Consider the following 26,941-nt stretch of genomic DNA (forward strand, 5'->3'; position numbering starts at 1 on the left):
GTGAAGCTGTTGCGCTTCTCCATTAAATTAATAGCCTGTATCTATCACATCTTCAGGTATTGTTCCCTCTCTTTTCGGTTTCTGTTGCCAGGAAAATCAGCTATGATTCATGACTAACACCATGAACATACAGCCAGTTTTCCCTGCAAGTACAAAAGGGATTGTGCTTTACTATCCTGTCGTCAGATTTGGTTAGTCAAGCCAATTCTTTAGCAATCGTGTCGTACGTGGTTATCCCTAAATATCTACTTGCAGCGACTACTTTGTGACCTAAACTCGTCGTACTATATCGATGGGTTTCCAAACTATGCACTATCACAGCGGAAGCGCTTGTGTCATAGAGCCTATTTACTATTCCAATTCATTGATCGTTCGATTTGTTTTTTCGTGAATGGAAAACCGGCATAATCACTAAAAATATGAAAATCTCAACTGAATTAATTGGTAGTATTCCTCGGCCCGTGTACCTACAGCAGGCCATGACTGCTTTTTCATTTGGACAACTCAACGTTCAGGAATTAAGTGAGTTAGCTGATAAAGCTACCAAAGAAACTATACAAGAATTGGAAAAGCTAGGCTCACCTGTCTTGTCTGATGGGGAACAGTCGAAGCCAAGTTTTGTTACTTATCCGCTACAGGGTCTTCATAATCTGGCATCCGATGGTGTAGTTATTCCGTTTGCCGATGGCCATACCCGGCAATTACCAAAGCTAACCGCCGGGCCTTTTCACTACACAACTTTTGCCAATTCTTACCTTCACAAAGCACAGCAGTTTTCATCTCTTCCTATAAAGCAAGCCGTCATCTCGTGTTCGGCAATAAGCTTATTATATCCGCAGGAAGGCATTGATGGCTACTCACGAGATCAATTTTTAGCGGATCTGGTCAATGATGCTGAAGCTGATATTCGCACTTGTTTGAATAGTGGAGCTTATAAGGTGCAGATTGATTTCACAGAAGCACGGTTGGCTATTAAGTTAGATCCGAGCAAACAATTGCTGGCGGCCTTCATCGACCTGAACAATCAGGTGTTGAATCGATTTTCTCCCGAAGAAAAACAGAAGATCGGCATCCACTCCTGTCCGGGTGGTGATCATGACTCTACTCACAGCGCCGATATTCCGTATAGCGAATTATTGCCTTTACTCTTTAGCCTGGAAGCCGGTAATTTCTACCTGGAGTATGCGGCTGAGACCGACAAACAGGCTGTTCTTACTGCCATAAAACAAAGCCTAAAGCCGAATCAACAGGTGTTCCTGGGCGTCACTAATGTCCTTGATCCTCGTATAGAAACTGCCGAAGAAATCCGGGATCTTATTCTGGAAGCAGCTGATATTATTCCTATTCATCAATTAGGGACTACAGACGATTGTGGCTTTTCACCTTTTGGCGACGATACCTCTACGGCCCGAGAAATTGCATTCGCAAAAATTCGTGCCCGAATAGAGGGAACAAAATTAGCCGAGAACAGAATCACAGCTTAACCAAAAGACAACTCCTAAACGACTATCAACAATGGCACACATTGAATTACCAGAAGGATTACCCGGTATCTTAGGCCCAATGGCGTTCAGCCCAAAAACAACCAAACCTCTGAACGAACTGGCAGAAGTGTTACTTCGAACAAATGATACGCTAAGTCCAGCCGAACGGGAAACCATTGCCGCGTTTACATCGCGTCGAAATGACTGTTTTTTCTGCTCAACGAGTCATGGTGCGGCTGCCGACTACCTGCATGGTCGGGAAGCTAATGTTGTCCAGCAAACGTGGGAGAATTACCATACGGCCCCAATTTCATCAAAATTGAAAGCATTACTGACAATTGCATCCAGTGTGCAACAAGGCGGCAAACACGTAACGCCCGAACAGGTAGAGCTGGCCCGCGCCGAAGGAGCTACCGACAAAGATATTCATGATACAGTATTGATTGCAGCTGCTTTCTGTATGTATAATCGCTATGTAGATGGTCTGGCTACCTGGGCACCCCAGGACCCGGCAGCCTATGCCGATATGGGTGAAACACTCGCCACCAAAGGATATGTGCATTTCAATGAGCCTCAACCCGCTTAACGCTCTGCAACGACTTTACAAGATTTTTAGAACTAGATTAGGTTGACATATACCCCGGCTGCTTTGTAGCCGGGGACATATTTTAAACAGGATACTACGTCAAACAACCTTTAACTGCTTCACCCTATGAAAACAAATAAATGGAAAATGTCGCTACTAGTATGGTCAGCAATGTTTCCTTTCAGTACTGCGATGAGTTATGGTCTAGCTCAACTGCCTTTTACCGCACACTGGCCTTTAGTAGCCAGAACCTTTTGTTTAACTTGCCTTCTAGTGCCCTATATGGTATTTGGCGCACTGCCATTTTTAACACGGCGATTTCAACACTGGTTACAACAAAACCCGCATCCAAAGCATACGCAATCCAGTCAATCTGAGCAATCGCTGGTTGACGAGTCAGATAAAATTCCGTCCGAAGCCAGTCGTGTTTCACGCCAACAATACGCACTGCTCTAATCATGCATAGGCGTGTTTATGCATATGTTTTATTAATTTACTCCTTTTATTGATCCCCAAACAAAATATGGAAACTCCTAACGAACAAGTGCTAAAAAATCAGGAATCGATCCTGAGTAATCAGGAAAGTATTCTCAACAATCAAGAATCTATCCTAAAAAACCAGCAAACATTGGATTCGATTCTGAGTAATCAGCACATTATTATTAGCAATCAGGATAACATTTTAGGCAATCAGCAGTCTATCCTCAAAAATCAGCAAACCCTGGATGCCATCTTAGCGAACCAGAAGACGATTCTAAGTCTCTTGCAAAAGTAAATGGCAAGCACCCATAACTATGGGAGTTATGGGCTACAGATCAACCGGGGCTGTGATAGATTCGTCACCAGTTCCGGTTGTTGATCATTAAAAGTGTTCAATCATGACTACCCCTCCGCAACCTGTACGACGTATTCCGATTCTGTATATTCTTTTTCTGATCAGCGTCCTGAGCGGCTGGCTATATTATATTACATCGTTACCTGATATAAGTTTTCTGGCTCGTCGATGGACAGCTTCTCTTACAATGGTTCTGGGCTCGTTCATTGCGGGATCAAGTCCTGAAGGTAGTGCCGCTATTTCGTATCCGATTTTTACGCTACTCCTGAAGATTCCACCGCCGGTGGCCCGTAATTTTTCATTCGCCATCCAGAGTATTGGTATGACTTCAGCTTCACTATTGATTCTGGGCTTACGTGTTCGGGTGGACTGGAACTACATCCGTTATGTAACGTTAGGAGGGGTTTTCGGGCTAATTTTCGGAACATATTATGTAGTGCCGCTAATATCGCCTGTGGTTGCCAAACTCTTTTTTGTATCACTCTGGTTGAGTTTTGGGATTACACTTTGGCGCGAAAATCGCCGACCGCAACGTGAAATTCACGATTCAATTATGCCCTTTTTAGGAATTGATAAACGTCGACTAGCTTTATTTGGCGTTGTGGGTGGGATTATCTCATCAATTTTCGGGACAGGTATCAACATTTTTACGTTTTGCCTGGTCACGATTTATTACCGGCTCAACGAAAAAGTAGCAACACCATCGTCTGTTATTATTATGACAATCGAGACATTGCTGGGCTTCTTTCTACACGCTCAAATCCTGCACGATTTTAGTCAGGATTCGTTTGAGTTATGGCTGGCGTGTGTGCCAGTCGTTGTCTTTTTTGCGCCCTTGGGTGCGTTTGTCATTACTAAGCTTCCACGCGAGGCTATTGCCCGGTTGCTGTATGTAATTCTTTTCGTCCAATTTGTTGGGGCAATAGTTGTTATCCGTCCTTCTCTGCCACAACTATTGTTATGCGCCAGTACATTAGGTGGAGGACTTGGGCTATTTGCATTACTCGCCCGTTCGCAACGGCCTAACGCGGCTGTCTGAGGCAGGTAAATATGCATAAGAAGCTTATCGCATCAATTCATCAAATGTGATACTCAGGTAATATAACCCGCCAATACGCGCCAGACCGTACCCCTGAGTGTAATATTTGTTCAGGATATTTGTGCCTCCCAACTTAACGACAGATTTCCAAACGGGAATTTTATACGATAGCTGCGCATCTAAACTTGTCCAGGAAGGTAACCACACATCGCCCGCCGTCGTGCCTTGCTCAAACCATGTCTGGTCTGTCCATCGAAACGTAAGGGTAGCCCCGAGTCGGTCAGCCAGACGAGGATTAGCCAGACTGATATTATACCGATTTTCGGGCGAATTAAAGAAATTACGCCCCTTTTGAGCTACTTCGGGGTTGCTCATTTTACGGTTTATAATTGGGTCGCCAGCATTATCATTAATGACATTGCCCTGTGCATCTCGGAGCGTTACAGTGCCAATCTGATGGGCATAATTACCTGTCAGGGTAAATCCTCGGCCAAGATCGTACTCTGCTCCTACTCCCCAGCCATTCACAAAAATCTCATTTGTGTTATTAAAATTGATTTGCAGCACCCGATAAGCACCCGTAGTGAAATCGGTTAGTTGGCCGTTGGCAGGTTGGTAAAAGCTCTGAGCCGCTATGAAATTGGTGTATTTGCTGTGAAAATAAACGGCATCTATAGATAACCTGTCCTGAATCAAGGTCTTGTAGCCTACTTCCCACGTTTTTATTTTCTCCGTCGTGAAGGTCGTCGGACTATAGGCGCGACTACGGAGTTGGGATTCGGTGATACGTCCGGCGGTAAAATCATTCACATCGCTATCTAAATAGGCCGGATTTGAGACTAGCCCTGCCGACTCAGCTATCGATTGTAACCCACCTACTTCACCTGCTTTCCCGGCAACGGGAACAGCAAACAATTGTCCCGGCGAGGGATTACGAAAGGCAGACTGCCACGATCCCCGAAAATTATGCTGCCCAATACTAACCACAGCCGACGCGCGAGGAGTAAAGCCGCCATTCAGATACTCGTTTTTATCGTACCGGAGCGCTACAGTTGGCTTCACGGTTACGGCGCTTATTCTTAGTTCTTTCGATACCTGTACATAGGCACCATACTCGTTGATAGTATATTCTGAGCCATCGGCTTTTAGTGCAACGGCTGTGCCACCTGTATTCAATGCGTAGTGACGCATACTGCCGCCTATAATTACCTCTGCAACCGTCAGAAGTTTGGTGAGATTATACATGCCCTCATAATGCCATAGAGCTGAGTTATCGCGAAATCGCATTCCCCTCGCTCCTCTGTACCCTGGAACAGAATCGGTATTGTATGTATTGGCAAATGCATCGCGTACTGCATTGAATTGTGCAGTGCCAGGCAGATAACGTCCTCGATCGGCAGTCTCTCGGGATTCACCAACAATAAATTTGTTATCTATATAAACCTGGCCAAATTCGGCTGCCCATTGTCCCAGGGATTTCCAGCTATTGTTAATAGCAGCTGCCGTCTGACCAATGTTCCAGGCTTCGGCTTGTTGCTGTGTGGTATAGGCTCGCAGAAAGAAATTTTCGCCCCGTAATTCAGCCTTAATCTGGTGTCGCTGATAATTCGGGAAATATTCCCGAAAACCGGCCGTTCGAATAAAATTGCCATTTCCGTAATACCAACCGACTGATGCTTCGATATTCCCCGGCAGTTTGTAATGTAATGATATATTGGCGCGATTATTAAACACCTTGCCGTTATTCCCCAAGAGTTCCAATTCGGTATAGCCAGTTCGGGTCACTAACTTATTCTGCAACAGAACATTGGCATAATCTTTCGGAAAGGTATATGAACTCCCATTAGCGCTTATTTCATCGCCATATATATTTAAACCATCGTACTGAAAATTCGTACTTGCGTTATTGTTCGGTAAATAACCGATACCAGTGGCAATACCTCCCCGATTCGGATCGGTCGCAAAGAAGTTAGACCGCAAACGAGTTTGGCGATCGCTATAATCATCGGCAATGAAATCGGTGCCACTGAATCGCTGGAAATTTACTTTAAACGCAAATCGAGAATTGATTTCTTTCGCATACCGAATAGCCACATCACCGAAGCCTTTCGGTCCGAAATCTTCTTTCCCGAAATTATTGGCCCCAACTTTTAGCTGAACACTAAGCCCCTGATAAGTAAATGGGTTTTTACTTGATGTAAGCATAAGTCCCTGCAATGCATCTGGCCCATATAGCGCCGACGATGCCCCCGGAATCAGCTCAATATTGTCGATGTCTAAATCCGAAATTCCCGCTACGTTTCCAAAACCGAATCCTAAACCCGGCGAGCGGTTATCCATCCCATCTGTCAATTGCAGAAAGCGATTGTTGTTATTAGCCCCAAAGCCCCGAAGATTTATTGATTTAAACGTCAGGCTCTGCGTTAGTAAATCAACTCCCTTTACATTTTGAAGGGCATCGAACGGATTAGCGGCAGGTGACTGCTGAAACTGTTCTATACCTAGTTTCTCTACAGTTACGGACGCTTTTTGAATGTCTTCCGGCACACGACTGGCCGCTATCACGATTTCATCAGTCAGAATAGCCTCTTCAGGAAGTCTGACAATAATGTTGCGAAAATTGCTACCTCGGACAAGTATATCCTTCCGCTGATAGCCAATAAATGATACACTTATCGTTAATGGCAGATCGCCACTGGCTTGCAATATAAACTGGCCGTCGTCTTGTGTGGTGGTACCTATATTCGTTCCTCGGATAATAATGGTTACACCCGCTAAGGGCTGCTCTTTGTCGTCTGTGACAATACCAGCCAGATTTATCTGTGCCCGAGCCAATGGTATGGCCAGGGGCATAAAAGCCAGTAGAAGAAAGAGTTGCCTCATATACGACAAGTTGAGTAAGCAATATAATAAGGAAGGTACACAAAAATAATCTAAAACAGAAAAGCTGTTTACGTTATTGTGAATAACGTAAACAGCTTTTCTGAAGTCAAAAAACTTATAATTTGGTCCTCTTACACGCCTGTAGATTTGGGATCTCTGGTCAATTAGTATGTTTTTAAAACTAAATCTGATACCTGTCCATGGCAGGTATCAGATTTAGAGATTTTGTGCGTCTGCTAGAAAGTGTACCGTAACGTAGTGCCGTATGTTCTCGGATCTCCTACGATGCCTGCATAATGGCCTGCACTTCCTGGAGCCGCCAGTAACTGCTCGTAATAATTTGTGTTGAAAAGGTTTCTAGTCCAGATAAAAATCGAAATTCCATTAGAAGCCCTAAAACCAAGTCGACTGTTTACTAAGGAATAACCATCAATATTTAAATATTGAGATGGCGACGGACTCGACGAAAATGACGAGCGATAGAAAGCATCTACCCCGAAAAAGTAATTTCCTGGTAAACTGATAAGCTGTCCGCCAAAAGTTACTTCGCCACCTACAGAACCTGACCATTTTGAGATACCAGGCAAAACACCTCCCGAAATGTCTTTGAAGGCTTGTTCGCCACCCGTTTCTTCGAGCGGTACTGGCGCATTCGTGAAGGATACATACTTACCATCCGTATAGGCAACGGCTGCGTTCAGCGTTAACCGATTGGCTACCCGTATATTTCCATCTACTTCAACACCCATGACACGTACTTTCTCCGCATTGGCCAGATAGCCTCTGTTCACGCCTGGTTCAGGCGTTTGTACTTGTGTTTGAAAGTCTTTGATTTCTGTGTCATAAATGACCAGATTCAGAACAGAGTTGGGTGATGGTTTTGTTTTTATGCCAAATTCGAGGTGTTGTACATGCTCGGGCTTCACTCTGGCCAGGTCAAGTAATGTCTGCCCATTGGCCGTTGGTAATCCGCCAATATTAATCCCGACGGGTTTGTAGCTTTTAGCATAGGTTGCAAAAGCATTGACTGCCCGCCCAGCTCTATATTGCAGGGTAACCTGTCCGGAGAAATTATCCTCTGATACGTCCGTATCGAACGCCTGGTTCGTGTAAACCGCGTTCTTTAAAGCTAATAAAGCTGGATCGGTCGTTTGCAGACCTCCGTAAGTTTCTCGTTTATAGTTGGCTACCTTCTTGTCGTAATTATACCGGACACCTGGCAAAATGTGAATCTTATCTGTTAAGGCCCAGTCAAGTTGTCCAAAAGCAGCTAATCCTGTGCTCTGGATTCTATTGGTTGTGCGAATGCCGAAGTTATCCAGTAGGCCTGGAGTCTTCCAAAGGGCACTGGTAGAACTTTGCGCAAAACGCCATTGGGCTGAACCCGCTTCTTCGGTCTGTACGGGGTCAGATTTTAAATCCTGCCAAAGACCGAATAAGCCGACAACGCCACTAACTCGGGATGAAATTTTACCCGCATAGCGTATTTCCTGCGACCACTGATCGTGTACCGAGTTGCCTGACGAAATCGTGAAAACAGGTAAACCAATATAGTCGCGGTCGTTCAGCGGTGTCCACTGCCAGTGACGCCAGGCTGTTGTAGAGGTTAGCGTACCATTACCGATTTTGATATCGGCATTCAGTGATACCCCGCCAAGGTTGTTATCTGCTTTTGAGGGCGTATCAAGATCAACGATCCGTTCAAAAGCGCTTGAATAAGGGAGCTTGTAATTTAAATCGGCAATGATAGCATCGAATTGTCGATAGGCGGCCCGTTTGGTGGGAACAACACCGGCTACTGGCCAGCCATATCCATTCGGTTTTTGCTGAGAAACATCCCCAATTAAGGTAATTCGTACATTATCGCTTGGCGTATACAGAAGTTGCGCCCGCACACCAATGTTGTTAATGTCGTTGATTGGAAGCTGAGTATGTACATTGTAAAAAGTTCCGTTCCGTTGCGTACCAGTAAACGATACCCGTGCAGCCAGTTTTTTACTCAGTGGCCCCGTGAGTGACCCTTTGGCCTGGATATACCCATAATTGCCATAGCTCAGTTCAAAACTGCCACCTGGAGTAAAACCGGCAGCGCGCGTTGTAATGTTAAATGCCCCAGCCGTCGTATTCTTACCAAATAACGTTCCTTGAGGGCCTCTTAACACTTCTACTTGTTCAATGTCAATGAAATCGAGTGCTGTGGCCGCCGGACGAGCGTAATAAACGCCATCTACATAAAATCCAACACCTGGATCAATACCATCATTTGTTAACCCAAAAGTCGACCCTAAGCCACGGATATTCAGCGTTGTGTTTCGAGCATTAGAGGCATATAGCTGAACGGAAGGCACCATCTCTTTCAAGCGATTCACGTTGAAAGCGCCAGCGTCTTCAGCACGGTTACCACTTACAACGGAGATTGGAATGGGAACATCCTGTGCCGACTCCTGACGACGTCGGGAGGTAATTACGATATCAGATAGCTGATTCGAACTTTCTTCGAGTTTAATGTCTACATTGTTATCACTTACTACAACTTCTTTTTTCTGATAACCCACGAAGGATACGACAACAATAAAGGGAAGTTTTTGACCAGTAAGTAATTTGAATTCTCCATTCTGATCTGTCGGACCACCGTTGGTTGTTCCTTTGATTACTACAGTGGCACCGATCAAATTTTCGTTGGTGCGGGCGTCAACAACTCTTCCAGTTACTGTCGAATTTATAATTGGTGCATTTTGAGCGGATACGAATAAGGGTATAAGAATGGCCCCTATCAGAAACGTTAACGTTAAAATTTGTCTCATACTAATGGTTACTAATTGTGGTTGGTGGCACTCGTAGAATATGACGGTTTATGTATTCTCCCTATTCTCCCGGTTGTAGATAGACTATTAGTACTTATAGTCTATTGAATTAATAGGTTATGCAAAACAGCAGCATCTTCCGTGTACTTCCAAACAAAAAGTAGAATATTCGAGGGGAACTGTATTTTTTCTTTATTAAAACCTAGTTTATCTGACTATAAGTCAAAATTTAGCAGAAGATTGTAGTTGTGTCAGATGCTCATTTTAAAGCAATATGTTTTTTGCAGCGTAATCATATCAACCAAACTCATTCAAAATAACCTGTCAATTCACCATAGCCCAGCACATGACCGTTCATCGCATCAAGGAGCATGTGTTTATCAGGTACTGTTGTAAAGGAAAGCATTCGATCAAGCGCGTAAATACGGAATATGTACGCGTGGCGGCCCGCTGGTGGACATGCGGCAATGAATGCCGGGTTACCCATGGAGTTTTTCCCAAGCTTACCACCCAACATCCTCATCTGCTCGCTACTAACGGCTTCCGGTATACTACGTACTGAAGCTGGCAGATTATAGATAACCCAGTGTGATAAATTAAACACCGGAAAAGCGGGTGTTGGTACATCGTAATCAGTCGTTAAGATTACGTAGGATTGGGCAACAGATGCGTCTATTTCCCACATCAGTGCAGGCGATATACCTTTTCCCCGACAACTGCAGTCTACGGGTATATCTCCATTAGGAGGAAAGGAACGACTTGAGAGCGTTATATTCTTTTTGAGCGTAGTGAGGTACTTTTCTTCACTCTCTCGGCCAATTTTTGCCCGAATGTACATGACAATTATTACTCCTCCAGCGAGTAGTAGTAAGCCAACGGGGAGCCGCCAATAGCTACGCATAAAAAAAGTCGGTTAAATGCATTCTCGCATCTAACCGACTGATAATTAAAAAGTTTAAAATCAAGTACTCACAGAACGATAACCTTTTCGTAAGTACCTGATTAAGCCGCCCGGCTACTTTGCGGACGACGCAAAATGGTAGAGCGTAACGGTTGCGAATTAGTAAGTGCCTCTTCAATTACCTGCTCCGATACCATGCCTAAATGATTAGCACGTTTCAGTACATAATCGAACGGCAAGTTGAAGTAATTGGCCACTTCGCTCCGGAAGCTATCCGGAAATCGGGTTAAACGCAGGCCGAAAAACTTACGCACTTCGGCTTCGGGAAGCATGGCGGCCAGCGCCACACGCTCAGCTTCTGCCAGCAACTCTTTGCGTACCGGGAACAGATATTCAAGACCAACAGAAGCTGCCAGAATATTCAGAAAGAGGTTCTTATACATAGCCGATAATTCGGCAGGCAGAATGACCCAACCCTGCTCACGGAACTTAGCTGAAAAACCCGTCAGACCCTGCTCTCCACGAATTTCACCGGCGATAAATTCATCCGGAAAACGGAGTCGCTCATCGGTTTTTTGCAACCGGAAAACGACTGCTTCAACAGGACTTTTATGGAACAAAAGATTAGCGGGCATTGCGCGCGTATTCTCCCATTGATCGGTCATTCGCATAAACAGGCTCTCGTTAACGGGCAGGTTATCGGCGCTACCGAGACTGATGAGTAATTGACGAAAAGCAGCCAGAAAGTCAATCTGAAGCTGATTTGGATTCGAGCGTCCTTTTTTCATGCGGATTAAGTAGCCAGATCGTGATTTTTATACCAATAACCGGCCCATTAGTATGGTTGTCTGTTGTAAAATCGGGAGGTAAATATACACAATAACCTGCTGATTTCAAAGACGTAACACAAACATAATTAGAACCCCACCACCAGCTTTAATCCTGGGTATATTTTCTTAAAAAAGCCATTCATATAGAGTTCCGGTTGAACACTTAATAGCTTGTTTTGGTACACTATTCCACCTAATCGGATCGTATTGGAGTCAAAATAGGACCCGCTTCGATGAACGGGCAGCCCTATATAAAACGAGGCTATAGGGCGATTAAAATCAGCCGTCCGACCATCTTTACTGCGACGATAAAAAGTAAGGCCTGCGTTTAGAAAATCATTTCTTAATATCTGAAAACCGCCATCAGTAGCCGATTGATCAAAAAAGAAATTAGCTGTGTAACTTATGCCATAACCGATTCCCTGAAAACGGCTTGGAATAAGTTGAACACCAAGATCAAATGATGGAACCCACTGACTACGAATCAGACCAACACCGATGCCCGGATGGAAACTAAGGAACGGGCTTTTCAGGGAGTTCGGGTGCAGAATTTTAGCCTTATTGTCGATTCCCTGTATCAGGCTAAACGTCATTTTTGGGTTAGTCAGATCATGATTTTTATAGGCTTGTACCGACTCAAGAGCCTGTTTCAATTTCTGGTTAATGCCCCCTTGTTTAAGCACTTGCTCAATATCGTGGAGGTTATTGACTAATAAATAAACACCAAAATCATTGGGTATAGCCTGTGTTGTCGATGACACCCAGACAATCTGGAGCGTATCCTGCTGTATTTTTACTTCAACGGGCTTGTCGCCATCCTGAAATCGAAAAATGGCTGTTGGCTGGGCAGTGTAACGTAACGCCAACGCCCGATCGGTTTCGCCGAGTCGTAAAATTGCATGGGTAGCGTTGGTCGGGCTTTGGGTTGTATCTTCTACTTTCCGATAATCAGCAGCAAACAGATGAAGTACTGAATCGACGTTTTTTCGGGCCTGTAGCTGGTCATAGCGATCAAATCCAATAAGTAATGTATTTCGTTGACCTAAATCGATTTCGATGTGGCTAAAGCCACTAAACTTCCATTTAGCTCCTAACTCGGTTAAATGGGCACCAGTCGATTGAGACATAGCAATCCCGACTATGCTCAGCAGAAGCATAGTAATCAAACAAAACAGACGCATGATTATTGGTTTGGTTTATGTGTTAATGGGAGCGTGAGAGCTGGTCGACTTTCATCGGATTCAGTTCGACCACCCGTACCAATTCGGACAAAGTTTTCGGTAGGATAAAGTTTGGGGCGCGTTTCCTCTTCGGCGCGTAATTCGTTTTCATGAACAACCTTGAATCGGCGTTTCGGGGAAGAAATAGCGACGTTCGATTCGGGTAGACCAAGAAGCTGTTCACTAATGGATGGAGTCTCGGCAACAGTTGTTACTTCAGGCATATGGACAACGGCTTCTATAGGCTCTATTACTTTCGGAATTGATTCTCCTTTCCGTCTTTCTTTCGCATGCTCTTGTAGTCGAAAGCTTGGCACAGGTCGTTCTTTTTCAGCAACTTTAGATCGGGCTATCTCATTGGCAGAAATCGGGGTATAAGGGCTCACCACAGAGGCATCGGCCTTATTTCTGCTTGCGTGCGTAGCCACAACAGTCTGTTCGTTCGTTGATTGGTACAACCAGAACCAGCCCAAAGTCAACCCTGAAAGACAAGCCGCAGCCACCCACCACAACAGACCAACTAACCGACGGGGCGGTACTTGTTGAAGCTCAGGACTTAGCTCCTTCCACAAGCGCTCCGAGTTGAACGACGAACCAGGTGGCGGCACATCAGGCAACTGGCTAAGCGCCTGCCGTACCCAGTTATCAGGAAATTCGTCGGGTTTCTGCTTCATAACCATATTGTGTTAACCAAGTTTGTAACAGCGCACGTGCCTTACTCAACTGCGATTTTGAGGTATTTTCGGAGATTCGTAACTGCTCGGCAATTTCACGGTGCGTATAGCCTTCAATAGCGTAGAGATTAAACACTGTTCGATAACCAGTAGGCAATTCCCGTATGAGCGCATAAATCCGTTCGGTATCCAACCCCGCATCAGGTAGCGGTTCTGGATCAGATTGCTCTTCTGATTCCTCATCCGCCTGAAAAATCGGCAAATGTCGCTTTGCCCTTAGATGCTGCAAGGCCTCGTTGACCACAATACGCCGGAGCCAGGCTTCCAGACCGTTATCGTCGCGATATGAGAATTTATCAATACCGCGAAATGCTTTCAGAAACGCATTCATCAGCACTTCTTCAGCCTCTGGCTCATTCCGAACGTACCGTAAACTCACCCGAAACAACCGGTTAGCATACTGATCGAACAGCCGTTTCTGCGCAAAGGCATTCCCTCGCTGGCACTGTTCAACAAGTTGCTTCGACATACGTTAGGCTGGTTTCAATGACAGAAATGCCGGGTTTAGCAAAAGGGTTGCCTCGCGTACAAAAAAAGCGCCTGTTTATAAAAAACAGGCGCCAAGATGGTGCGAACGTCTTCGTTCGTACCGACTATTTTTCGGCCTCTGGCCGATTGTCGATTATTTACTTCCAGCCAGAGGCCGGGGAATAGCCAGCACGAACGAAGACGTTCGCGCTAGCCCGCTCTATTGTATACTTAATTAAGCGAGACCGAATCAATGACTCTACCTTCGCGAGCGTCAAACCGGGAGCGAGCTTCTATAATTTGATTGCTATGATTACTGGCCCAGTCGCCTAGTTCGATAATCTGTACTAATAAACTGCGGCCTAAATCCGTCAATTGATATTCGACTCGGGGCGGTATTTCGGGATAAACTCGACGCGTTACAATACCATCACGCTCCAGATTGCGAAGTGTTACGGTAAGCATTCGCTGCGAAATACCGTCGACTCGTTTCTTCAATTCATTGAAACGGAGTGTACCCGCATCGCCCAGATGAAAAATAGACAGCGTAGACCATTTATCGCTGAACCGGACCAGAATGTTGCGAATCGGACAGGTACCACCATCCTCTTCGACGTCTCCTAAAATTTTTTGCAATTTTTCCTGTACGCTACCCTCCTGATAATCAACAATAGTTCTCTCCATGTGCCTGACGCAGAATAAAGTGCCTTCTTGTGGTGGTTACGATGACTAAATACCTTTGAGTTACCAAAAGTAACTAAGAAACTAAAAATAACAATCATGATCGCAATTACCGGAGCATCTGGCCATTTAGGAAAAGCCACGCTCGAATTTCTGCTTATGAAAACAACCCCTGAATCTATTGTCGCTATCGTACGAGATCCCCAGAAAATTACCGAATTCGCGGATAAAGGCGTAATCGTTCGTCAGGGCGATTATGAAGATCAGGCGTCATACGTTGCAAGTCTGACTGGCGTTGATACACTTTTGTTAATCTCCAGTGCAGTGTTGGGTGATGAGCGGGTTAATCAGCACAGCAACGTGATCAATGCCGCTAAAGAGGTTGGTGTGAAGCATATTTTCTATACCAGCGCCCCGAACCCATCGCTGGAGTCGAGCTTTTCCCCTGCTATTGACCATTTCCGTACTGAAACTCTGCTTAAAGATTCCGGATTGGCATACACCATTTTCCGTAACAACCTCTATATGGATGTTTTGCCAATGGTGCTTGGCGACGCTGTGCAATCGGGTAAACTCTATTACCCAGCCGGAGATAGCAAAGTTAGTTTTGCACTTCGTAACGATATGGCCGAAGCCCTTGCCAATGCCTTAACCAGCGAAGGTCATGAAAATCAAGTGTATGACATTGGCGCAAACACTGCCTGGTCATTCGGCGATATTGCTAGCTACCTCAGCCAAAATGGAAAAACAGTTGACTACATCGACATTCTGGGTAGGGATTATGAAGCTGAATTGGGTAAACATCTGCCGCCAGTAGTGGCCAAGATTTTTGCCGGAATGGCTGAAGGTATTAAGAAAAGTGACTTCAATGTTCCTTCTTCCTCTCTTACAGAATTATTAGGCCGCGAACCTGTCAGTCTGGATGCGTATTTGAAAAGCATCGCGTAAATTATTCTCTGAATTCAGCTCAGAATTAATTAGAATAGTGTTTTGTCCTCCCGACGAAGGAGGGATCTCTAGCATAAGACATCTAGAGATCCCTCCTTCGTCGGGAGAACAAAGTATATATAGTGGTATATCCTTCCTATAAAACTCAAAATGACTCAACAAACCAGCGCTTAATTTATTTCGCTATTTATTCTACTATCCATATAAATAACGCTTATTGCTCTAGCTATACGCTAATTCCTATTAGGAAAGACTATTTTTGCCATACGATTATACCGTTCGCTTCTCTATCGTATGCCGCGACCTATTCGTCCTCTTCATCAACTACGTATTTATCTATTTTTAGCCCTACTAAGTCCACTCTGGTTAGTTACGGCTTACGCACAGCCAAAGGCATCCTCTTCTTCTACTAAATTCGAGTTGCTCGAAACGACAATCAGCGACATTCATCGGGCATTTCGAAATGGCTCTCTAACGAGCGAACAATTGGTGAAAGCTTATCTGGAACGCATACAGGCTTACGACCAACCAACCAGGCTCAATTCAATCATTATCGTAAATCCTGGAGCCATCGCTACGGCCCGAGCGCTGGATGCTGAGTTTAGGAAAACGGGCAAACTGCGTCCACTGCATGGTATCCCGGTTATTGTAAAAGATAATTTCAACACAAAAGGGTTGCAAACGACAGGCGGCTCAATAGCGCTGAAAGGCTTTATTCCTACCGAAGATGCTTATCAGGTTCAGAAACTGCGGGAGGCAGGAGCTATTATTCTGGCCAAATCAAACATGGCTGAATGGGCTTTTACCCCCATGCACTCGCAGAGTTCGATGGCAGGTGAAACCTTAAATCCGTATAATCTAGCCTATGTACCCGCCGGTTCGAGCGGTGGTACAGCGGCAGCCGTGGCGGCTAATTTAGGAGCCGTCGGGTTGGGTTCCGATACGGGCAATTCTATTCGGGGTCCATCGTCGCACAATGCGCTGGTAGGTTTCCGGACATCGCTGGGGTTGGTGAGTCGGTACGGTATTATTCCGCTTTATACCAGAAATGACGTCGGTGGACCAATGTGTCGCACAGTCGAAGATGCCGTACGAGTGCTGGACGTCACGGCTGGCTACGATCCACATGATCCAATTACCAAACATAGTCAGGGCAAAATACCCAAAACCTACACGCAATTTTTACGGAAAGATGGGCTTAAAGGGGCTCGGATTGGCGTATTGCGTCAATTAAGCGACAACAATATTCACCCGGAAATCAAGCAGCTTTTCGATCAGGCTATCTCCGACATGACGCGATCTGGTGCGCAAGTGGTTGACTTGACCATCGCAAATTTCGATTCGTTACGCGCCAATCAGTGGTGCGCCGACTTTAGAGTTGATATTGAAAATTATCTCCGAACCTTTGTGAAACGGGATACGCTGAAAACACTGGAAGACATTATCCGTGTGGGCGGTTATTCCGACATTGTTCGCAACCGACTCGTTACCCAGCAAACCCATTCGGGCCGCGCCAATCACCCTGAAATTCCCTGTGGTGATGCCTTCACCGATCCACTTCGCATCGCGTATCGAAAAGCCGTTGAAGCTGAAATGGATCGACTGCACATTGATGCACTGATTTATCCAAGCTGGAATTATCCACCTGCGCAGGTCGGTGATGCTAAAGGATATAAAGGCGATAACAGTCAGCTGATTTCTCCCGCTACAGGTCAGCCCGCGTTCACAATTCCGATGGGTTTTACGACGGGAGATTTACCAGCTGGCATTCAGTTTTTAGGACGTATGTTCGATGAGCCAACATTAATTCGTCTTGTATATGGGTATGAACAGGCAACGCATCATCGGGTAGCGCCAAAACGGTTTGTCGCTATTGGTCAGTAAATAATACATTCGCTTATTACATCAAATTTATCATCAATGAACCAATCACCCTTGCAGTCACTCCTCTTATTTTTCAGTCTGCTCACCCTCTCCCATGGTCATGCTCTACAGGCACAATCCTTCACTAAAGCCGAGATAGCCCGCTGGCAGCAACAGGCGAAGCAGGTGACCATTACTCGCGATACCTGGGGTGTTCCGCACATCTACGGAAAAACGGATGCTAACGTCGTTTTTGGGCTTCTGTTTACCCAGTGCGAAGATGACTTTGGCCGGGTTGAAGAAAACTATATCACATCAACCGGTCGATTGGCCGAAGTAGAAGGCGAGTCGGCGATCTACCATGATTTGCGGGCACGGTTGTTTCTGGATACAACACAGGCTATAGCCATTTACAAAAAGAGTCCGCTCTGGATGAAGCAATTGCTGGACGCCTTCGCCGACGGAAGCAACTATTACCTCTATACGCACCCGGAGGTAAAACCCCGATTGCTAAAGCGCTTTCAGCCCTGGATGCCACTTATGTTCAGCGAAGGCAGTATTGGCGGAAATATCAGCGTGGTATCCACCGAGCGCCTAAAAGCATTCTACGAGCAACGTAAATCAACGTCCTGGAATATTAATTTCGATCATTATGAACGCGAATCCATCGGTTCGAATGGTTTTGCCATTGCGCCCGCCAAGAGTGCTACTAAAAACGCCCTGTTACTCATCAATCCGCATACATCCTTTTACTTCCGATCGGAGGTGCACATGATTAGTCAGGCGGGCTTAAATACTTATGGGGCCGTAACCTGGGGGCAGTTTTTCATCTACCAGGGTTTCAATGAAAACTGCGGCTGGATGCATACCACCAGCTATGCCGACTCAATGGATGAGTATCTGGAAACCATCGAGAAAAAAGGAAACACCCTTTATTATAAGCATGGCAAAGATCTCAAGCCGGTTCGCACACAGAACGTACGCATTCCTTACAAAACGGCCAGCGGAATGCAGTACAAAGACTTTACAATGTATTTCACACAGCATGGCCCCATAGCTGGTGAGAAAGACGGGAAATGGATTGCTATCGATATGATGAATACACCCCTAAATGCGCTATCGCAGTCATATTTGCGAACCAAAGCCATCGGTTACGACAGCTTCAAAGAGGTGATGAAGCTCAATGGGAACGCATCGAACAACACCATTTTTGCTGATAAAAACGGAACCATTGCCTACTGGCACGGCAACTTTATGCCCAAACGAGACCCAAAATTCGATTGGGATCAACCCGTGGATGGTAGCAATCCTGAAACCGACTGGAAAGGTCTACACGCGGTCGATGAAATTGTACAGGTACACAACCCAGCCAGCGGCTGGATTCAGAACTGTAACTCGACTCCATTTACGGTTTCGGGCAGTAGCAGTCCCGATAAGAGCAAGTACCCAACCTACATGGCTCCTGACGCCCAAAACTACCGGGGTATCAATGCCGCTCGGGTCCTCAGCCAGAAATCTATCTTCACACTCGACACGCTGATTGCTGCGGCCGATGATCCACATCTGGTTGCGTTTGATGAACTGCTTCCTCCTCTGCTGGCGGCTTATCAAAGCGTTTCGTCCGATGCTTCGAACCAGTCGAAAGACATGGCCGAAGCTATTGATGTGCTGAAAGCCTGGGATAAATCGTACGGTAAAACCTCAATCGGGCAGACGTTGGCTATCTTCTGGGGTGAGAAAATACAGAAGCTAGCGCGAAGTCGCGCGGCTGCCGACCAGCGATTCGATAACCTTACACTAACTGCCTTTACTACTAGCAGCACCTCACCACAGGAAAAAGTAAACGCCCTGGCCGAGGTTCTAACCGACCTAACCCGCGACTTCGGCACCTGGAAAACACCCTGGGGAGACATCAACCGCTATCAGCGTTTAACCGGCAAAATTCAGGAAACGTATGACGATCTGAAGCCCAGTATCCCCGTTGGTTTTACATCCTCAGCCTGGGGCTCGTTAGCGGCTTTTGCAGCCCGGACGTATCCTGGCACTAAAAAGCGATATGGTAGCGTCGGCAATAGTTTCGTAGCTGTAGTCGAGTTTGGCAAGAAAGTAAAAGCCCGCTCGGTAGTGACAGGTGGCCAAAGCAGTCAACCTGGTGCTCAGCATTTTACAGACCAGGCACCCCTGTACTGCGACGGTAAGTTTAAAGATGTTTTATTTTATCCTGAAGATATTCAGAAGCATGTCGAGAAGACGTACCATCCGGGGGATAAATGAGTCTTCTAACTCTCTGTTCTCGCTTGGCTTCGCCGAGTGAGGATTATTTGACGGTCTCTGGCCGGTGTATATCAAATTAACAAAACGGGCCAGAGGCCCTTGAAGGAATAATCCTCACTCGGCGAAGCCAAGCGAGAACAGAGAGTTAGAAAGCAAAATCGCGATGAAGGCTATCTCCATCGCGATTTTGTTAAACAATCAGTACCCTTACTCAACCGTTACCGATTTCGCCAGATTCCTTGGCTGATCGACATTTCGGCCACGCATTACAGCAATGTCGTAGGCTAGCAATTGTAGGGGAACAACCGATACCAATGGCATCAGCATCTCGTGCACTTTCGGGATTTCGATCGTGAAATCGACCATGCCGGGCAGGTTCGTATCCCCTTCGGTTGTGATAGCAATAACGCGGCCTTTACGGGCTTTCACTTCCTGAATATTTGAGACAACTTTTTCGTAGGAGCTATCTTTAGTTGCAATGACAACCACTGGCATATCCTCGTCGATGAGCGCGATGGGGCCATGCTTCATTTCGGCGGCTGGATAACCTTCTGCGTGGATATAGCTGATTTCTTTTAGCTTCAACGCGCCTTCCAGTGCAACAGGGAAATTGAGTCCCCGGCCAAGGTAAATGAAATTGCGGGCGTAAGTGAAAATATAGGCGATTTCCTTAATCTTATCGGCCGCCTGTAACACCCGTTCAACTTTTGCGGGAATGCTTTCCAGCTCGGCCAGCAATTGCCGGAACAGCGAGTCAGAAATTGTGCCTTTTCGTTTGGCCGCAGCCAACGCTATTAGTGTTAAGACTGTCACCTGCGCGGTGAATGCTTTCGTACTGGCAACCCCAATTTCTGGTCCTGCGTGAGTAAAAGCGCCCGCGTGTGTTGCCCGCGCAATAGATGAACCAACGACGTTACAAACCCCAAAAATTGTGGCTCCCTTCGATTTGGCCAATTCAATAGCTGCCAGCGTGTCAGCGGTTTCACCCGACTGCGAGATGGCAATCACGATATCCCCTTCCTTGATAATAGGATTCCGATACCGAAACTCCGACGCATATTCTACCTCAACCGGAATCCGGGCTAGTTCTTCAAAAATGTATTCGGCAACTAACCCCGCATGCCAGGATGTACCGCAACCAATAATCACAATCCGTTTCGACTTGGCCAGTTTGTCCAGATAGTCCCGCAAACCGCCCAGTTGAAGTGTCCCTTCGTCGGCCTTAACGCGCCCACGCATGGAATCGGCAATAGAGCGTGGTTGTTCAAAAATCTCTTTGAGCATGAAATGGTCAAAACCACCTTTTTCGATGGCTTCCAATTCCAGTTCAACTTTGTGGACGTAAGGCGTTGTGGTGGTGTTATCAAGCGTAACGACTTTCAGCGCCCCGTCTTTAATAACCGCAATTTCGTAATCGTTGAGGTAGATAACATCTTTGGTATACTCAACAATCGGTGTCGCATCGGATGCCAGAAAGAATTCATTTTCACCAACGCCAATCACCAGCGGAGATCCTTTACGCGCGGCAATCAACTGAGTGGGGTCGGCTTCACTCATGATCACAATCGCGTAAGCGCCCACTACCTCCTGCAATGCCAGCCGTACCGCTTCTTCAAGCGTATCACCGTTGTTCTCCCAAATATCCTCGATAAACTGCCCTAGAACTTCCGTATCTGTTTCGCTTGAAAACGTATGTCCCTTTTTTAACAAGGCCTGCTTGATGGCCGCGTAATTTTCAATAATACCATTATGAATGATGGCCAGTTTCCGGTGAAACGAGTAGTGCGGGTGCGCATTTACATCGTTAGGTTCGCCATGAGTAGCCCAACGTGTATGTCCCATGCCAATGGTCGCGTGGGTTTCTTTATTCTCCAGCTCATGCTCCAGAGCGACAACTTTGCCTTTTTTCTTATAAACTTTCAGACCATGCCCGTTCATCAACGCCACGCCAGCGCTGTCGTACCCTCGATATTCGAGACGTTTCAATCCTTTTATCACTAATGGACACGCTTCTCGATGCCCTACATACGCTACAATACCACACATAATCAATCGCCGGTTTATGAGTTATCAGTTATCCGTTGGGTGGGATGGAAAGATAAACTAATTTCAGAAGTAAAATAAATGCAAAAAGCCGGGCATTCCGGCTTTTTGCTAACGAAGTTGATGTAAATCCTTCTTTAAAATCCAGCGACTTGGCGACCAGCGTGAAGCGCATTACTGCTCATAAAAGCGCAATACATTCGATTGAAACCAGTATTCCGGCTGGAAAAGGCATTACCTGAGGAGTACTGCGTGCAGGAGCATTATCTGGAAAAAACTCACTGTACACTTTATTAAGTACTCCGAAATCATTGCCAGTAACCATAAAGACGGTTGTCTTGACTACTTTTTGCAGGCTACTTCCGGCATCTTCAAGGATTTGTTGGATATTCAAAAAGGCCTGTCTGGTTTGGTCCTCAAAACTATCGCTGACAACCTGACCAGACGCCAGACTTAATCCCGGCGTACCTGAAAGAAAAATAAATTTATCAGCAATTACTGCTTGCGGAAAGACCATGCTCATACGAGGAGCTTTCGCCGTATTAAAATTTTGCCTTTCTTCCATAGTAATCCCGGAAATAACAGCCTACCCAGCTAGTTGTGTATAGAGGTTATAATACCGGTCCGTAACGTCTTCATCTTCGACACTGTCGAATTTGTGCTCGGGTAAATCATTCAGGATAGCATTCAGGCTTTCGCTCGACTCTTCTTCAGCTCGTACTACAGCATCAGCATAGGCCGAACCAATTCGAATAAATCCCTGAAAATCAGCCGTTTTTAACTCAGATAACATCTCATCATCAATATCCATCATGCGAGCCTTTTCGATGATGTCACCCTCGAAACGGTGCTCAAACGAATTGTTATAAACCGTGAAAACCGACTTCGTGTCTTTGAACATTGGGTCGTTTTTATAGGTCGTTTTCAGATACAGTGGAATCAGCGCCGTCATCCAGTCGTTACAGTGAACGATATCGGGAGCCCATCCGAGTTTCTTCACTGTTTCCAGAACACCTTTGCAGAAGAAAATAGCTCGTTCGTCGTTATCGTCGTAGAAGCGATTTTCTTTATCGTGGAAGACATATTTCCGTTGAAAATAGTCTTCATTATCAATAAAATACACCTGTAATTTCGCTGTCGGGATCGACGCCACTTTGATAATCAGTGGCTTTTCATCGTCACCTACGGCAATATTGATACCCGACAACCGTACTACTTCGTGCAACCGATTTTTGCGCTCATTAATCAGCCCAAAGCGAGGCACCAAAATTCTGATTTCCATCCCACGCTCCTGCATGGCCTGCGGCAGTTTGCGGACGAAGTCAGCGACATCAGACGTTTTTAAGAAAGGATTGATTTCGCTGGCGACGTAAAGGATGCGTAATTTGCTCATAAGTAGGGAAGCGTGTGTTGTCTTGAGAGAACCAAAAAACTTGCAAAATTATACAAATTTTTCCCGTATTTCAATATGTTTTATCCAAAAAAGATACGCTTCCCGTATCATTGCAGCCGAAAAACAACAAAACACCCATCATGACTCGTTTCGAGACAATTTCCAGTCTTCGTCAGTACTTAACCAGCATTCAATCTGAAAAAACTATAGGTCTCGTTCCAACGATGGGCGCGCTGCATGAAGGTCATATTAAGCTCATTGAAGCGGCCCGTCAGGAAAATGATTTAGTTGTCAGCAGCATATTTGTCAACCCCGTTCAGTTCAATAATCCCGACGATCTGGCTCGTTATCCACGCACACTTGAAGAAGACAGTCTGCAACTCGAAGCCGCTGGTTGCGATGTTGTTTTTGCCCCATCTGTAGCCGAAATGTACCCTGATTCACCTGCCCTTAGGCTTAATTTTGGGGAGTTAGAAACTGTGATGGAAGGTGCCTTCCGACCAGGTCATTTCAATGGTGTGGGCATTGTGGTTTCCAAGCTGTTCAATATAGTGCAGCCTAAACGGGCCTACTTTGGCCAGAAAGATTTACAGCAGGTAGCTGTCATCCGCCGACTCATCCGTGACCTCAGTTTTCCAGTCGAGTTAATCCGTTGCCCAACCGTACGCGAAGCCGATGGTCTGGCCATGTCGTCACGCAATCGTAACCTCACTCCTGCCGAACGGGAACAGGCCCCGACTCTCTTTAAGGCGCTGACTCTGGCACGCGACTTATTGGCGGATGGGCATAGTCCAGTTCAGGCAAAAGCGGCTGTAACCGACATGTTTACTAGCAATCCTAATTTCCGGCTGGAGTATGTCGAGATAGTGAATGCAGATACGCTCCAGATTGCCAATGAAGTGCTCGCACCTGGGCAAACGGCCATTTGTTTAGCTGCCCATCTGGGCAAGGTCAGACTAATTGATAATCTGGTGTTTTAGGGAGTTGGAATAGCTATACTCTAATCCACAATTCGAAACGCCATTTTGGCCTTAGCCCGTGAGAGTGCATTAAAGTGCCACCACTCGTATTCGATGGAGCTAAAGCCACCTTGACGCATGGCTGTCCGAAGAATTTGGCGGTTGTCAAGTTGTTTCTGAGTTAATTTTCCAGCCCTTAGAAGTTCATTTTCTCGGGATGGATAGGCTAGTTCGCCGAAGTAATCGTATTTGGTACCCATGTCCAATGGTTCCCCATCTTTGGTGGCAACTGTCAAATCGACCGCACAGCCGTAGTTATGAATAGACCCCTGGCGCGGATCGGCTACATACTTCCGACGTTCCCGTTCCGACAGGTTAGGCAAGGCATTCCAAAGATTCCACTGCGCCGAGCGGGGTCGGGCAGCATCATATACAAGCAACCGCAACTCTGGATGATGCGTTTGTAGATATTTACTAGCATCGGCAAGCTTGCGGGCGGCCATAGGTTGCATATACGCCCGCGTAAGGTCGCCGTACACATCTTTGCCTACGAAATTATCGGTCGTCGAATACTTTAGTTCGACCTTAATAGTTGGATCAATTTTCTGTACATCCACCAAACCTTGTTCGATCATGGCTCGCTCGACTTTGGGCTGGGCAAAGAGCGAATGAGCGAGTGAGTACATGAGTGAAAACACTAGTACGAAGACAGAGATTTGCCGCATTATTATGATCAGACAAAATTGGTTTCAGCCAAATGTTCATGTAAACTTACAGGATTTCCAAACTGACAGGTGTGAACAGTTGTGACGCATTGCCAATATCCATTGTAGAACAGTCCGACAGCACTCTTTCACTCCTTCATTCTTTCGCTCTTTTTAGACGATGGCACTAAACTATATCTGGGTTGCTTTCTTTGTAATTGCGTTTTTGGTGGCATTGGCCAAACTGATTTTTCTGGGCGACACCGAAATCTTTAAAATCATTGTCGAAGGGTTGTTCGACTCATCGAAAGTCGCTGTTATGGACATTGCCTTGCCATTGGCTGGCGTTATGACGTTTTTTCTAGGATTACTCAATGTAGGCGAGAAAGCTGGGGCTATCAACCTTATGGCCCGTATCATTGGCCCTTTCTTCAATAAGCTATTCCCCGAAGTCCCCAGAAATCACCCGGCCAACGGTCAGATGATTATGAATTTCTCAGCCAACATGCTTGGTCTGGACAATGCCGCAACACCTTTTGGCTTGAAGGCCATGACGAGTTTGCAGGAATTGAATCCGAATAAAGACACAGCCTCCAATGCACAGATTATGTTTCTGGTACTGCATACATCAGGTTTACAGATTATTCCGCTCAGCATTATGGCGCAGCGGGCCATTTTGGGGGCTACCGATCCATCAGACGTGTTTATCCCCTGCGTCATTGGCACCTATGTAACAACGGTTGTTGCACTGGTAGCTGTCGCCGTCAAACAGCGAATCAACTTGATCAATAGCACTGTATTGGGTTGGCTGGGAGGCATTACGGCCTTAATCAGTCTGGCTTTATGGTACCTGTCCAGTAAGCCAAAAGAAGAGATCGAAATTATCTCGAAAGTGACCGGCAACCTGATTCTGTTGACTATTGTGGTTTCGTTTCTGTTAGGTGCCTTAATTCGTAAAGTGCCCATCTTTGAAACCTTTATTGAAGGTGCAAAGGGTGGTTTTGAAACGACCGTGAAGATTATCCCTTATCTGGTCGGGATGCTGGTTGCCATTGGCGCATTCCGAAACGCTGGTGCTATGACTTACCTCGTTGATGGCTTGAAATACCTGTTTGCTCTTACAGGTATGAACACTGACTTTACCGATGCCTTACCTGTTGCCCTAATGAAACCGCTGAGTGGTGCCGGAGCGCGGGCATTAATGATCGACTCCATGAAACAATTTGGGCCAGATTCCTTTGTGGGGCGCCTTGTCTGCATCTTTCAGGGATCGGCCGATACGACATTTTACATCGTTGCCCTGTATTTCGGATCAGTGGGTATCCGCAATTCACGTCATGCTATCCCCTACGGTTTATTTGCCGATTTAGTGGGAGTGATTGCTGGCATAGCGCTTGGTTACTTTTTTTTCCATTAAAACAGGATTTCACTTCACTATTGGCGTTACCGTATTCTTGGCCTGTAGTTATTGTCACTTGTAGTATAAGAGGCAATAGCTACAGTAACGTTATCGTACGATCTGCCGTAATCAATTATCGGCAAGGCAAAACTGTCCCAGGCGCGTTTTTATATCTTTCGACAAGAATTTACCTTTCGATCCTGAGTTGGATATTACGATCAGTATCCGGCATCGGCACGAACCGCAGCCGCTGGCGACTATCGGCGGGTCAATCCGATTCCTTAGGTTGAACTGGATGCCAACAAGCAGATTAGCCCAAAATACGGGGTATTAATCAGTTTTTGACGAGCTATACGCTTCATAGTAGTATTCACAAAAACAGCAATCTGGCGTGCCAGATTGCTGTTTTTGTCTAAACACATTCGCTAGAAAAATCGGATACATTCTCACCTATTATTAACCATTTATAGGATAAACTCAGCTATTTTTTCACTGCTTTTACAAACAATGTAATAAGGGTAAAGCGCAAGTTTTTTATTGAAAAATTTACTGAGTAGTTTCACGGAATTATACAATTTACTTAAAAATAAATAAATTTCAATATTTATTAAATATTCAATATTTTATATTGCATCATACCATATAATACTATTTATATCTTGACATAGCTGAATTTTTCGACATATAATTACCATATAAGTTTAGACGTTCCAGCGCAATGCGCTGAGTATATAAACTCTTATTTATTTTCTCATCTGACTCTCACACGGCGTCTTCATTTTCCGTAAAGCAGCAAATAGATAGCTGAAAGTTAGACAATTAAGTATAAATACTCAGTCTATATAGGCAAACTATACTAGGGTGAACATACTGATTAATAGTGATCTATAGTC

21 protein-coding genes and 1 pseudogene are annotated in these 26,941 nt (G+C 45.6%); 9 read left to right on the forward strand and 13 right to left on the reverse strand.

Going from position 1 to position 26,941, the window contains the following annotated elements; genetic code table 11:
- Window positions 1-419 precede the first annotated feature (419 nt).
- Both GO755_RS36540 and GO755_RS36545 read left to right on the forward strand, forming a co-directional pair.
- On the forward strand, window positions 420-1,484 hold the full coding sequence (locus tag GO755_RS36540) for a cobalamin-independent methionine synthase II family protein (RefSeq protein ID WP_157590385.1): 1,065 nt from the start codon (window positions 420-422) through the stop codon (window positions 1,482-1,484).
- 22 nt (window positions 1,485-1,506) lie between these two features.
- Window positions 1,507-2,070: pseudogene (locus tag GO755_RS36545) on the forward strand (carboxymuconolactone decarboxylase family protein); the annotation flags it as partial.
- 220 nt (window positions 2,071-2,290) lie between these two features.
- Here GO755_RS36545 and GO755_RS36550 read toward each other — a convergent pair.
- Window positions 2,291-2,530, reverse strand: coding sequence for a hypothetical protein (locus GO755_RS36550; protein WP_157590387.1), 240 nt, complete (start codon window positions 2,528-2,530; stop codon window positions 2,291-2,293).
- A 63-nt stretch (window positions 2,531-2,593) separates the two neighbouring features.
- Between GO755_RS36550 and GO755_RS36555 the strand changes: the two genes are divergently transcribed.
- The gene (locus GO755_RS36555) at window positions 2,594-2,845 is read left to right on the forward strand and encodes a hypothetical protein (protein WP_157590388.1); all 252 of its coding nucleotides are present in this window, start codon (window positions 2,594-2,596) and stop codon (window positions 2,843-2,845) included.
- A gap of 103 nt (window positions 2,846-2,948) precedes the next feature.
- Window positions 2,949-3,944 carry a sulfite exporter TauE/SafE family protein gene (locus tag GO755_RS36560; protein WP_157590389.1) on the forward strand — a complete coding sequence of 332 codons (996 nt, stop codon included), beginning with the start codon at window positions 2,949-2,951 and terminating at the stop codon, window positions 3,942-3,944.
- 24 nt (window positions 3,945-3,968) lie between these two features.
- Here the strand turns inward: GO755_RS36560 and GO755_RS36565 are convergent, their stop codons facing one another.
- From GO755_RS36565 to GO755_RS36600, 8 genes are all read right to left on the reverse strand, one after another.
- Window positions 3,969-6,827, reverse strand: a complete 2,859-nt coding sequence (locus GO755_RS36565; protein WP_157590390.1) for a TonB-dependent receptor — start codon at window positions 6,825-6,827, stop codon at window positions 3,969-3,971.
- 236 nt (window positions 6,828-7,063) lie between these two features.
- On the reverse strand, window positions 7,064-9,631 hold the full coding sequence (locus GO755_RS36570) for a TonB-dependent receptor (RefSeq protein WP_157590391.1): 2,568 nt from the start codon (window positions 9,629-9,631) through the stop codon (window positions 7,064-7,066).
- Window positions 9,632-9,938: 307 nt separating this feature from the next.
- Window positions 9,939-10,532 carry a YbhB/YbcL family Raf kinase inhibitor-like protein gene (locus GO755_RS36575; protein ID WP_157590392.1) on the reverse strand — a complete coding sequence of 198 codons (594 nt, stop codon included), beginning with the start codon at window positions 10,530-10,532 and terminating at the stop codon, window positions 9,939-9,941.
- A gap of 101 nt (window positions 10,533-10,633) precedes the next feature.
- Window positions 10,634-11,320: a hypothetical protein gene (locus GO755_RS36580; protein ID WP_157590393.1), complete on the reverse strand. Its 687-nt coding sequence runs from the start codon at window positions 11,318-11,320 to the stop codon at window positions 10,634-10,636.
- A gap of 128 nt (window positions 11,321-11,448) precedes the next feature.
- The gene (locus tag GO755_RS36585) at window positions 11,449-12,543 is read right to left on the reverse strand and encodes a hypothetical protein (protein ID WP_157590394.1); all 1,095 of its coding nucleotides are present in this window, start codon (window positions 12,541-12,543) and stop codon (window positions 11,449-11,451) included.
- A gap of 2 nt (window positions 12,544-12,545) precedes the next feature.
- Window positions 12,546-13,256 (reverse strand): hypothetical protein, encoded by a 711-nt coding sequence (locus tag GO755_RS36590; RefSeq protein WP_157590395.1) that lies wholly within the window; start codon window positions 13,254-13,256, stop codon window positions 12,546-12,548.
- Entirely contained in the window at window positions 13,228-13,785 is a 558-nt protein-coding gene (locus tag GO755_RS36595) for an RNA polymerase sigma factor (protein WP_157590396.1), read from the reverse strand. Before GO755_RS36595 ends, GO755_RS36590 begins: the two co-directional genes overlap by 29 nt.
- A gap of 230 nt (window positions 13,786-14,015) precedes the next feature.
- Complete coding sequence (locus tag GO755_RS36600) at window positions 14,016-14,468, reverse strand: winged helix-turn-helix transcriptional regulator (RefSeq protein WP_157590397.1); 453 nt, start codon at window positions 14,466-14,468, stop codon at window positions 14,016-14,018.
- Window positions 14,469-14,564: 96 nt separating this feature from the next.
- Between GO755_RS36600 and GO755_RS36605 the strand changes: the two genes are divergently transcribed.
- The 3 genes from GO755_RS36605 (at window position 14,565) to GO755_RS36615 (ending at window position 19,550) form a co-directional block, all read left to right on the forward strand.
- Window positions 14,565-15,413 carry an SDR family oxidoreductase gene (locus GO755_RS36605; protein WP_157590398.1) on the forward strand — a complete coding sequence of 283 codons (849 nt, stop codon included), beginning with the start codon at window positions 14,565-14,567 and terminating at the stop codon, window positions 15,411-15,413.
- A 294-nt stretch (window positions 15,414-15,707) separates the two neighbouring features.
- Window positions 15,708-17,297 (forward strand): amidase, encoded by a 1,590-nt coding sequence (locus tag GO755_RS36610; RefSeq protein WP_157590399.1) that lies wholly within the window; start codon window positions 15,708-15,710, stop codon window positions 17,295-17,297.
- A 36-nt stretch (window positions 17,298-17,333) separates the two neighbouring features.
- Window positions 17,334-19,550 carry a penicillin acylase family protein gene (locus GO755_RS36615; protein WP_157590400.1) on the forward strand — a complete coding sequence of 739 codons (2,217 nt, stop codon included), beginning with the start codon at window positions 17,334-17,336 and terminating at the stop codon, window positions 19,548-19,550.
- Between the two features lie 207 nt (window positions 19,551-19,757).
- On the opposite strand, the gene glmS is transcribed toward GO755_RS36615, so the two are convergent.
- The 3 genes from glmS to GO755_RS36630 all read right to left on the reverse strand — a co-directional run bounded on the left by glmS (window position 19,758) and on the right by GO755_RS36630 (window position 22,986).
- Window positions 19,758-21,596: a glutamine--fructose-6-phosphate transaminase (isomerizing) gene (gene glmS, locus GO755_RS36620; RefSeq protein ID WP_157590401.1), complete on the reverse strand. Its 1,839-nt coding sequence runs from the start codon at window positions 21,594-21,596 to the stop codon at window positions 19,758-19,760.
- 178 nt (window positions 21,597-21,774) lie between these two features.
- Window positions 21,775-22,158 (reverse strand): RidA family protein, encoded by a 384-nt coding sequence (locus GO755_RS36625; protein ID WP_157590402.1) that lies wholly within the window; start codon window positions 22,156-22,158, stop codon window positions 21,775-21,777.
- 21 nt (window positions 22,159-22,179) lie between these two features.
- Window positions 22,180-22,986, reverse strand: a complete 807-nt coding sequence (locus GO755_RS36630) for a glycogen/starch synthase (protein WP_157590403.1) — start codon at window positions 22,984-22,986, stop codon at window positions 22,180-22,182.
- Window positions 22,987-23,126: 140 nt separating this feature from the next.
- Between GO755_RS36630 and panC the strand changes: the two genes are divergently transcribed.
- Window positions 23,127-23,966 carry a pantoate--beta-alanine ligase gene (panC, locus tag GO755_RS36635; RefSeq protein ID WP_157590404.1) on the forward strand — a complete coding sequence of 280 codons (840 nt, stop codon included), beginning with the start codon at window positions 23,127-23,129 and terminating at the stop codon, window positions 23,964-23,966.
- A 20-nt stretch (window positions 23,967-23,986) separates the two neighbouring features.
- Here panC and GO755_RS36640 read toward each other — a convergent pair whose 3' ends face one another.
- The gene (locus GO755_RS36640) at window positions 23,987-24,631 is read right to left on the reverse strand and encodes a M15 family metallopeptidase (RefSeq protein ID WP_227687231.1); all 645 of its coding nucleotides are present in this window, start codon (window positions 24,629-24,631) and stop codon (window positions 23,987-23,989) included.
- Window positions 24,632-24,830: 199 nt separating this feature from the next.
- Between GO755_RS36640 and GO755_RS36645 the strand changes: the two genes are divergently transcribed.
- The gene (locus GO755_RS36645; RefSeq protein WP_157590406.1) at window positions 24,831-26,066 is read left to right on the forward strand and encodes a nucleoside recognition domain-containing protein; all 1,236 of its coding nucleotides are present in this window, start codon (window positions 24,831-24,833) and stop codon (window positions 26,064-26,066) included.
- Window positions 26,067-26,941: the final 875 nt, after the last annotated feature.

The sequence above is a fragment of the Spirosoma arboris genome (assembly GCF_009754945.1).
In the GTDB taxonomy this organism is placed as follows: Bacteria; Bacteroidota; Bacteroidia; order Cytophagales; family Spirosomataceae; genus Spirosoma; species Spirosoma arboris.

Excerpts from the sequence above, each read along its gene's own strand:
- GO755_RS36630 (WP_157590403.1), bottom strand. The coding sequence starts at position 22,986 with ATGAGCAAATTACGCATCCTTTACGTCGCCAGCGAAATCAATCCTTTC.
- GO755_RS36550 (WP_157590387.1), bottom strand. The coding sequence starts at position 2,530 with ATGATTAGAGCAGTGCGTATTGTTGGCGTGAAACACGACTGGCTTCGG.
- GO755_RS36575 (WP_157590392.1), bottom strand. The coding sequence starts at position 10,532 with ATGCGTAGCTATTGGCGGCTCCCCGTTGGCTTACTACTACTCGCTGGA.
- glmS (WP_157590401.1), bottom strand. The coding sequence starts at position 21,596 with ATGTGTGGTATTGTAGCGTATGTAGGGCATCGAGAAGCGTGTCCATTA.
- GO755_RS36585 (WP_157590394.1), bottom strand. The coding sequence starts at position 12,543 with ATGCGTCTGTTTTGTTTGATTACTATGCTTCTGCTGAGCATAGTCGGG.
- GO755_RS36625 (WP_157590402.1), bottom strand. The coding sequence starts at position 22,158 with ATGGAAGAAAGGCAAAATTTTAATACGGCGAAAGCTCCTCGTATGAGC.
- GO755_RS36565 (WP_157590390.1), bottom strand. The coding sequence starts at position 6,827 with ATGAGGCAACTCTTTCTTCTACTGGCTTTTATGCCCCTGGCCATACCA.
- GO755_RS36570 (WP_157590391.1), bottom strand. The coding sequence starts at position 9,631 with ATGAGACAAATTTTAACGTTAACGTTTCTGATAGGGGCCATTCTTATA.
- GO755_RS36600 (WP_157590397.1), bottom strand. The coding sequence starts at position 14,468 with ATGGAGAGAACTATTGTTGATTATCAGGAGGGTAGCGTACAGGAAAAA.
- GO755_RS36540 (WP_157590385.1), top strand. The coding sequence starts at position 420 with ATGAAAATCTCAACTGAATTAATTGGTAGTATTCCTCGGCCCGTGTAC.
- GO755_RS36595 (WP_157590396.1), bottom strand. The coding sequence starts at position 13,785 with ATGTCGAAGCAACTTGTTGAACAGTGCCAGCGAGGGAATGCCTTTGCG.
- GO755_RS36645 (WP_157590406.1), top strand. The coding sequence starts at position 24,831 with ATGGCACTAAACTATATCTGGGTTGCTTTCTTTGTAATTGCGTTTTTG.
- GO755_RS36560 (WP_157590389.1), top strand. The coding sequence starts at position 2,949 with ATGACTACCCCTCCGCAACCTGTACGACGTATTCCGATTCTGTATATT.
- GO755_RS36590 (WP_157590395.1), bottom strand. The coding sequence starts at position 13,256 with ATGAAGCAGAAACCCGACGAATTTCCTGATAACTGGGTACGGCAGGCG.
- GO755_RS36610 (WP_157590399.1), top strand. The coding sequence starts at position 15,708 with ATGCCGCGACCTATTCGTCCTCTTCATCAACTACGTATTTATCTATTT.
- GO755_RS36580 (WP_157590393.1), bottom strand. The coding sequence starts at position 11,320 with ATGAAAAAAGGACGCTCGAATCCAAATCAGCTTCAGATTGACTTTCTG.
- panC (WP_157590404.1), top strand. The coding sequence starts at position 23,127 with ATGACTCGTTTCGAGACAATTTCCAGTCTTCGTCAGTACTTAACCAGC.
- GO755_RS36605 (WP_157590398.1), top strand. The coding sequence starts at position 14,565 with ATGATCGCAATTACCGGAGCATCTGGCCATTTAGGAAAAGCCACGCTC.
- GO755_RS36555 (WP_157590388.1), top strand. The coding sequence starts at position 2,594 with ATGGAAACTCCTAACGAACAAGTGCTAAAAAATCAGGAATCGATCCTG.
- GO755_RS36615 (WP_157590400.1), top strand. The coding sequence starts at position 17,334 with ATGAACCAATCACCCTTGCAGTCACTCCTCTTATTTTTCAGTCTGCTC.
- GO755_RS36640 (WP_227687231.1), bottom strand. The coding sequence starts at position 24,631 with ATGTACTCACTCGCTCATTCGCTCTTTGCCCAGCCCAAAGTCGAGCGA.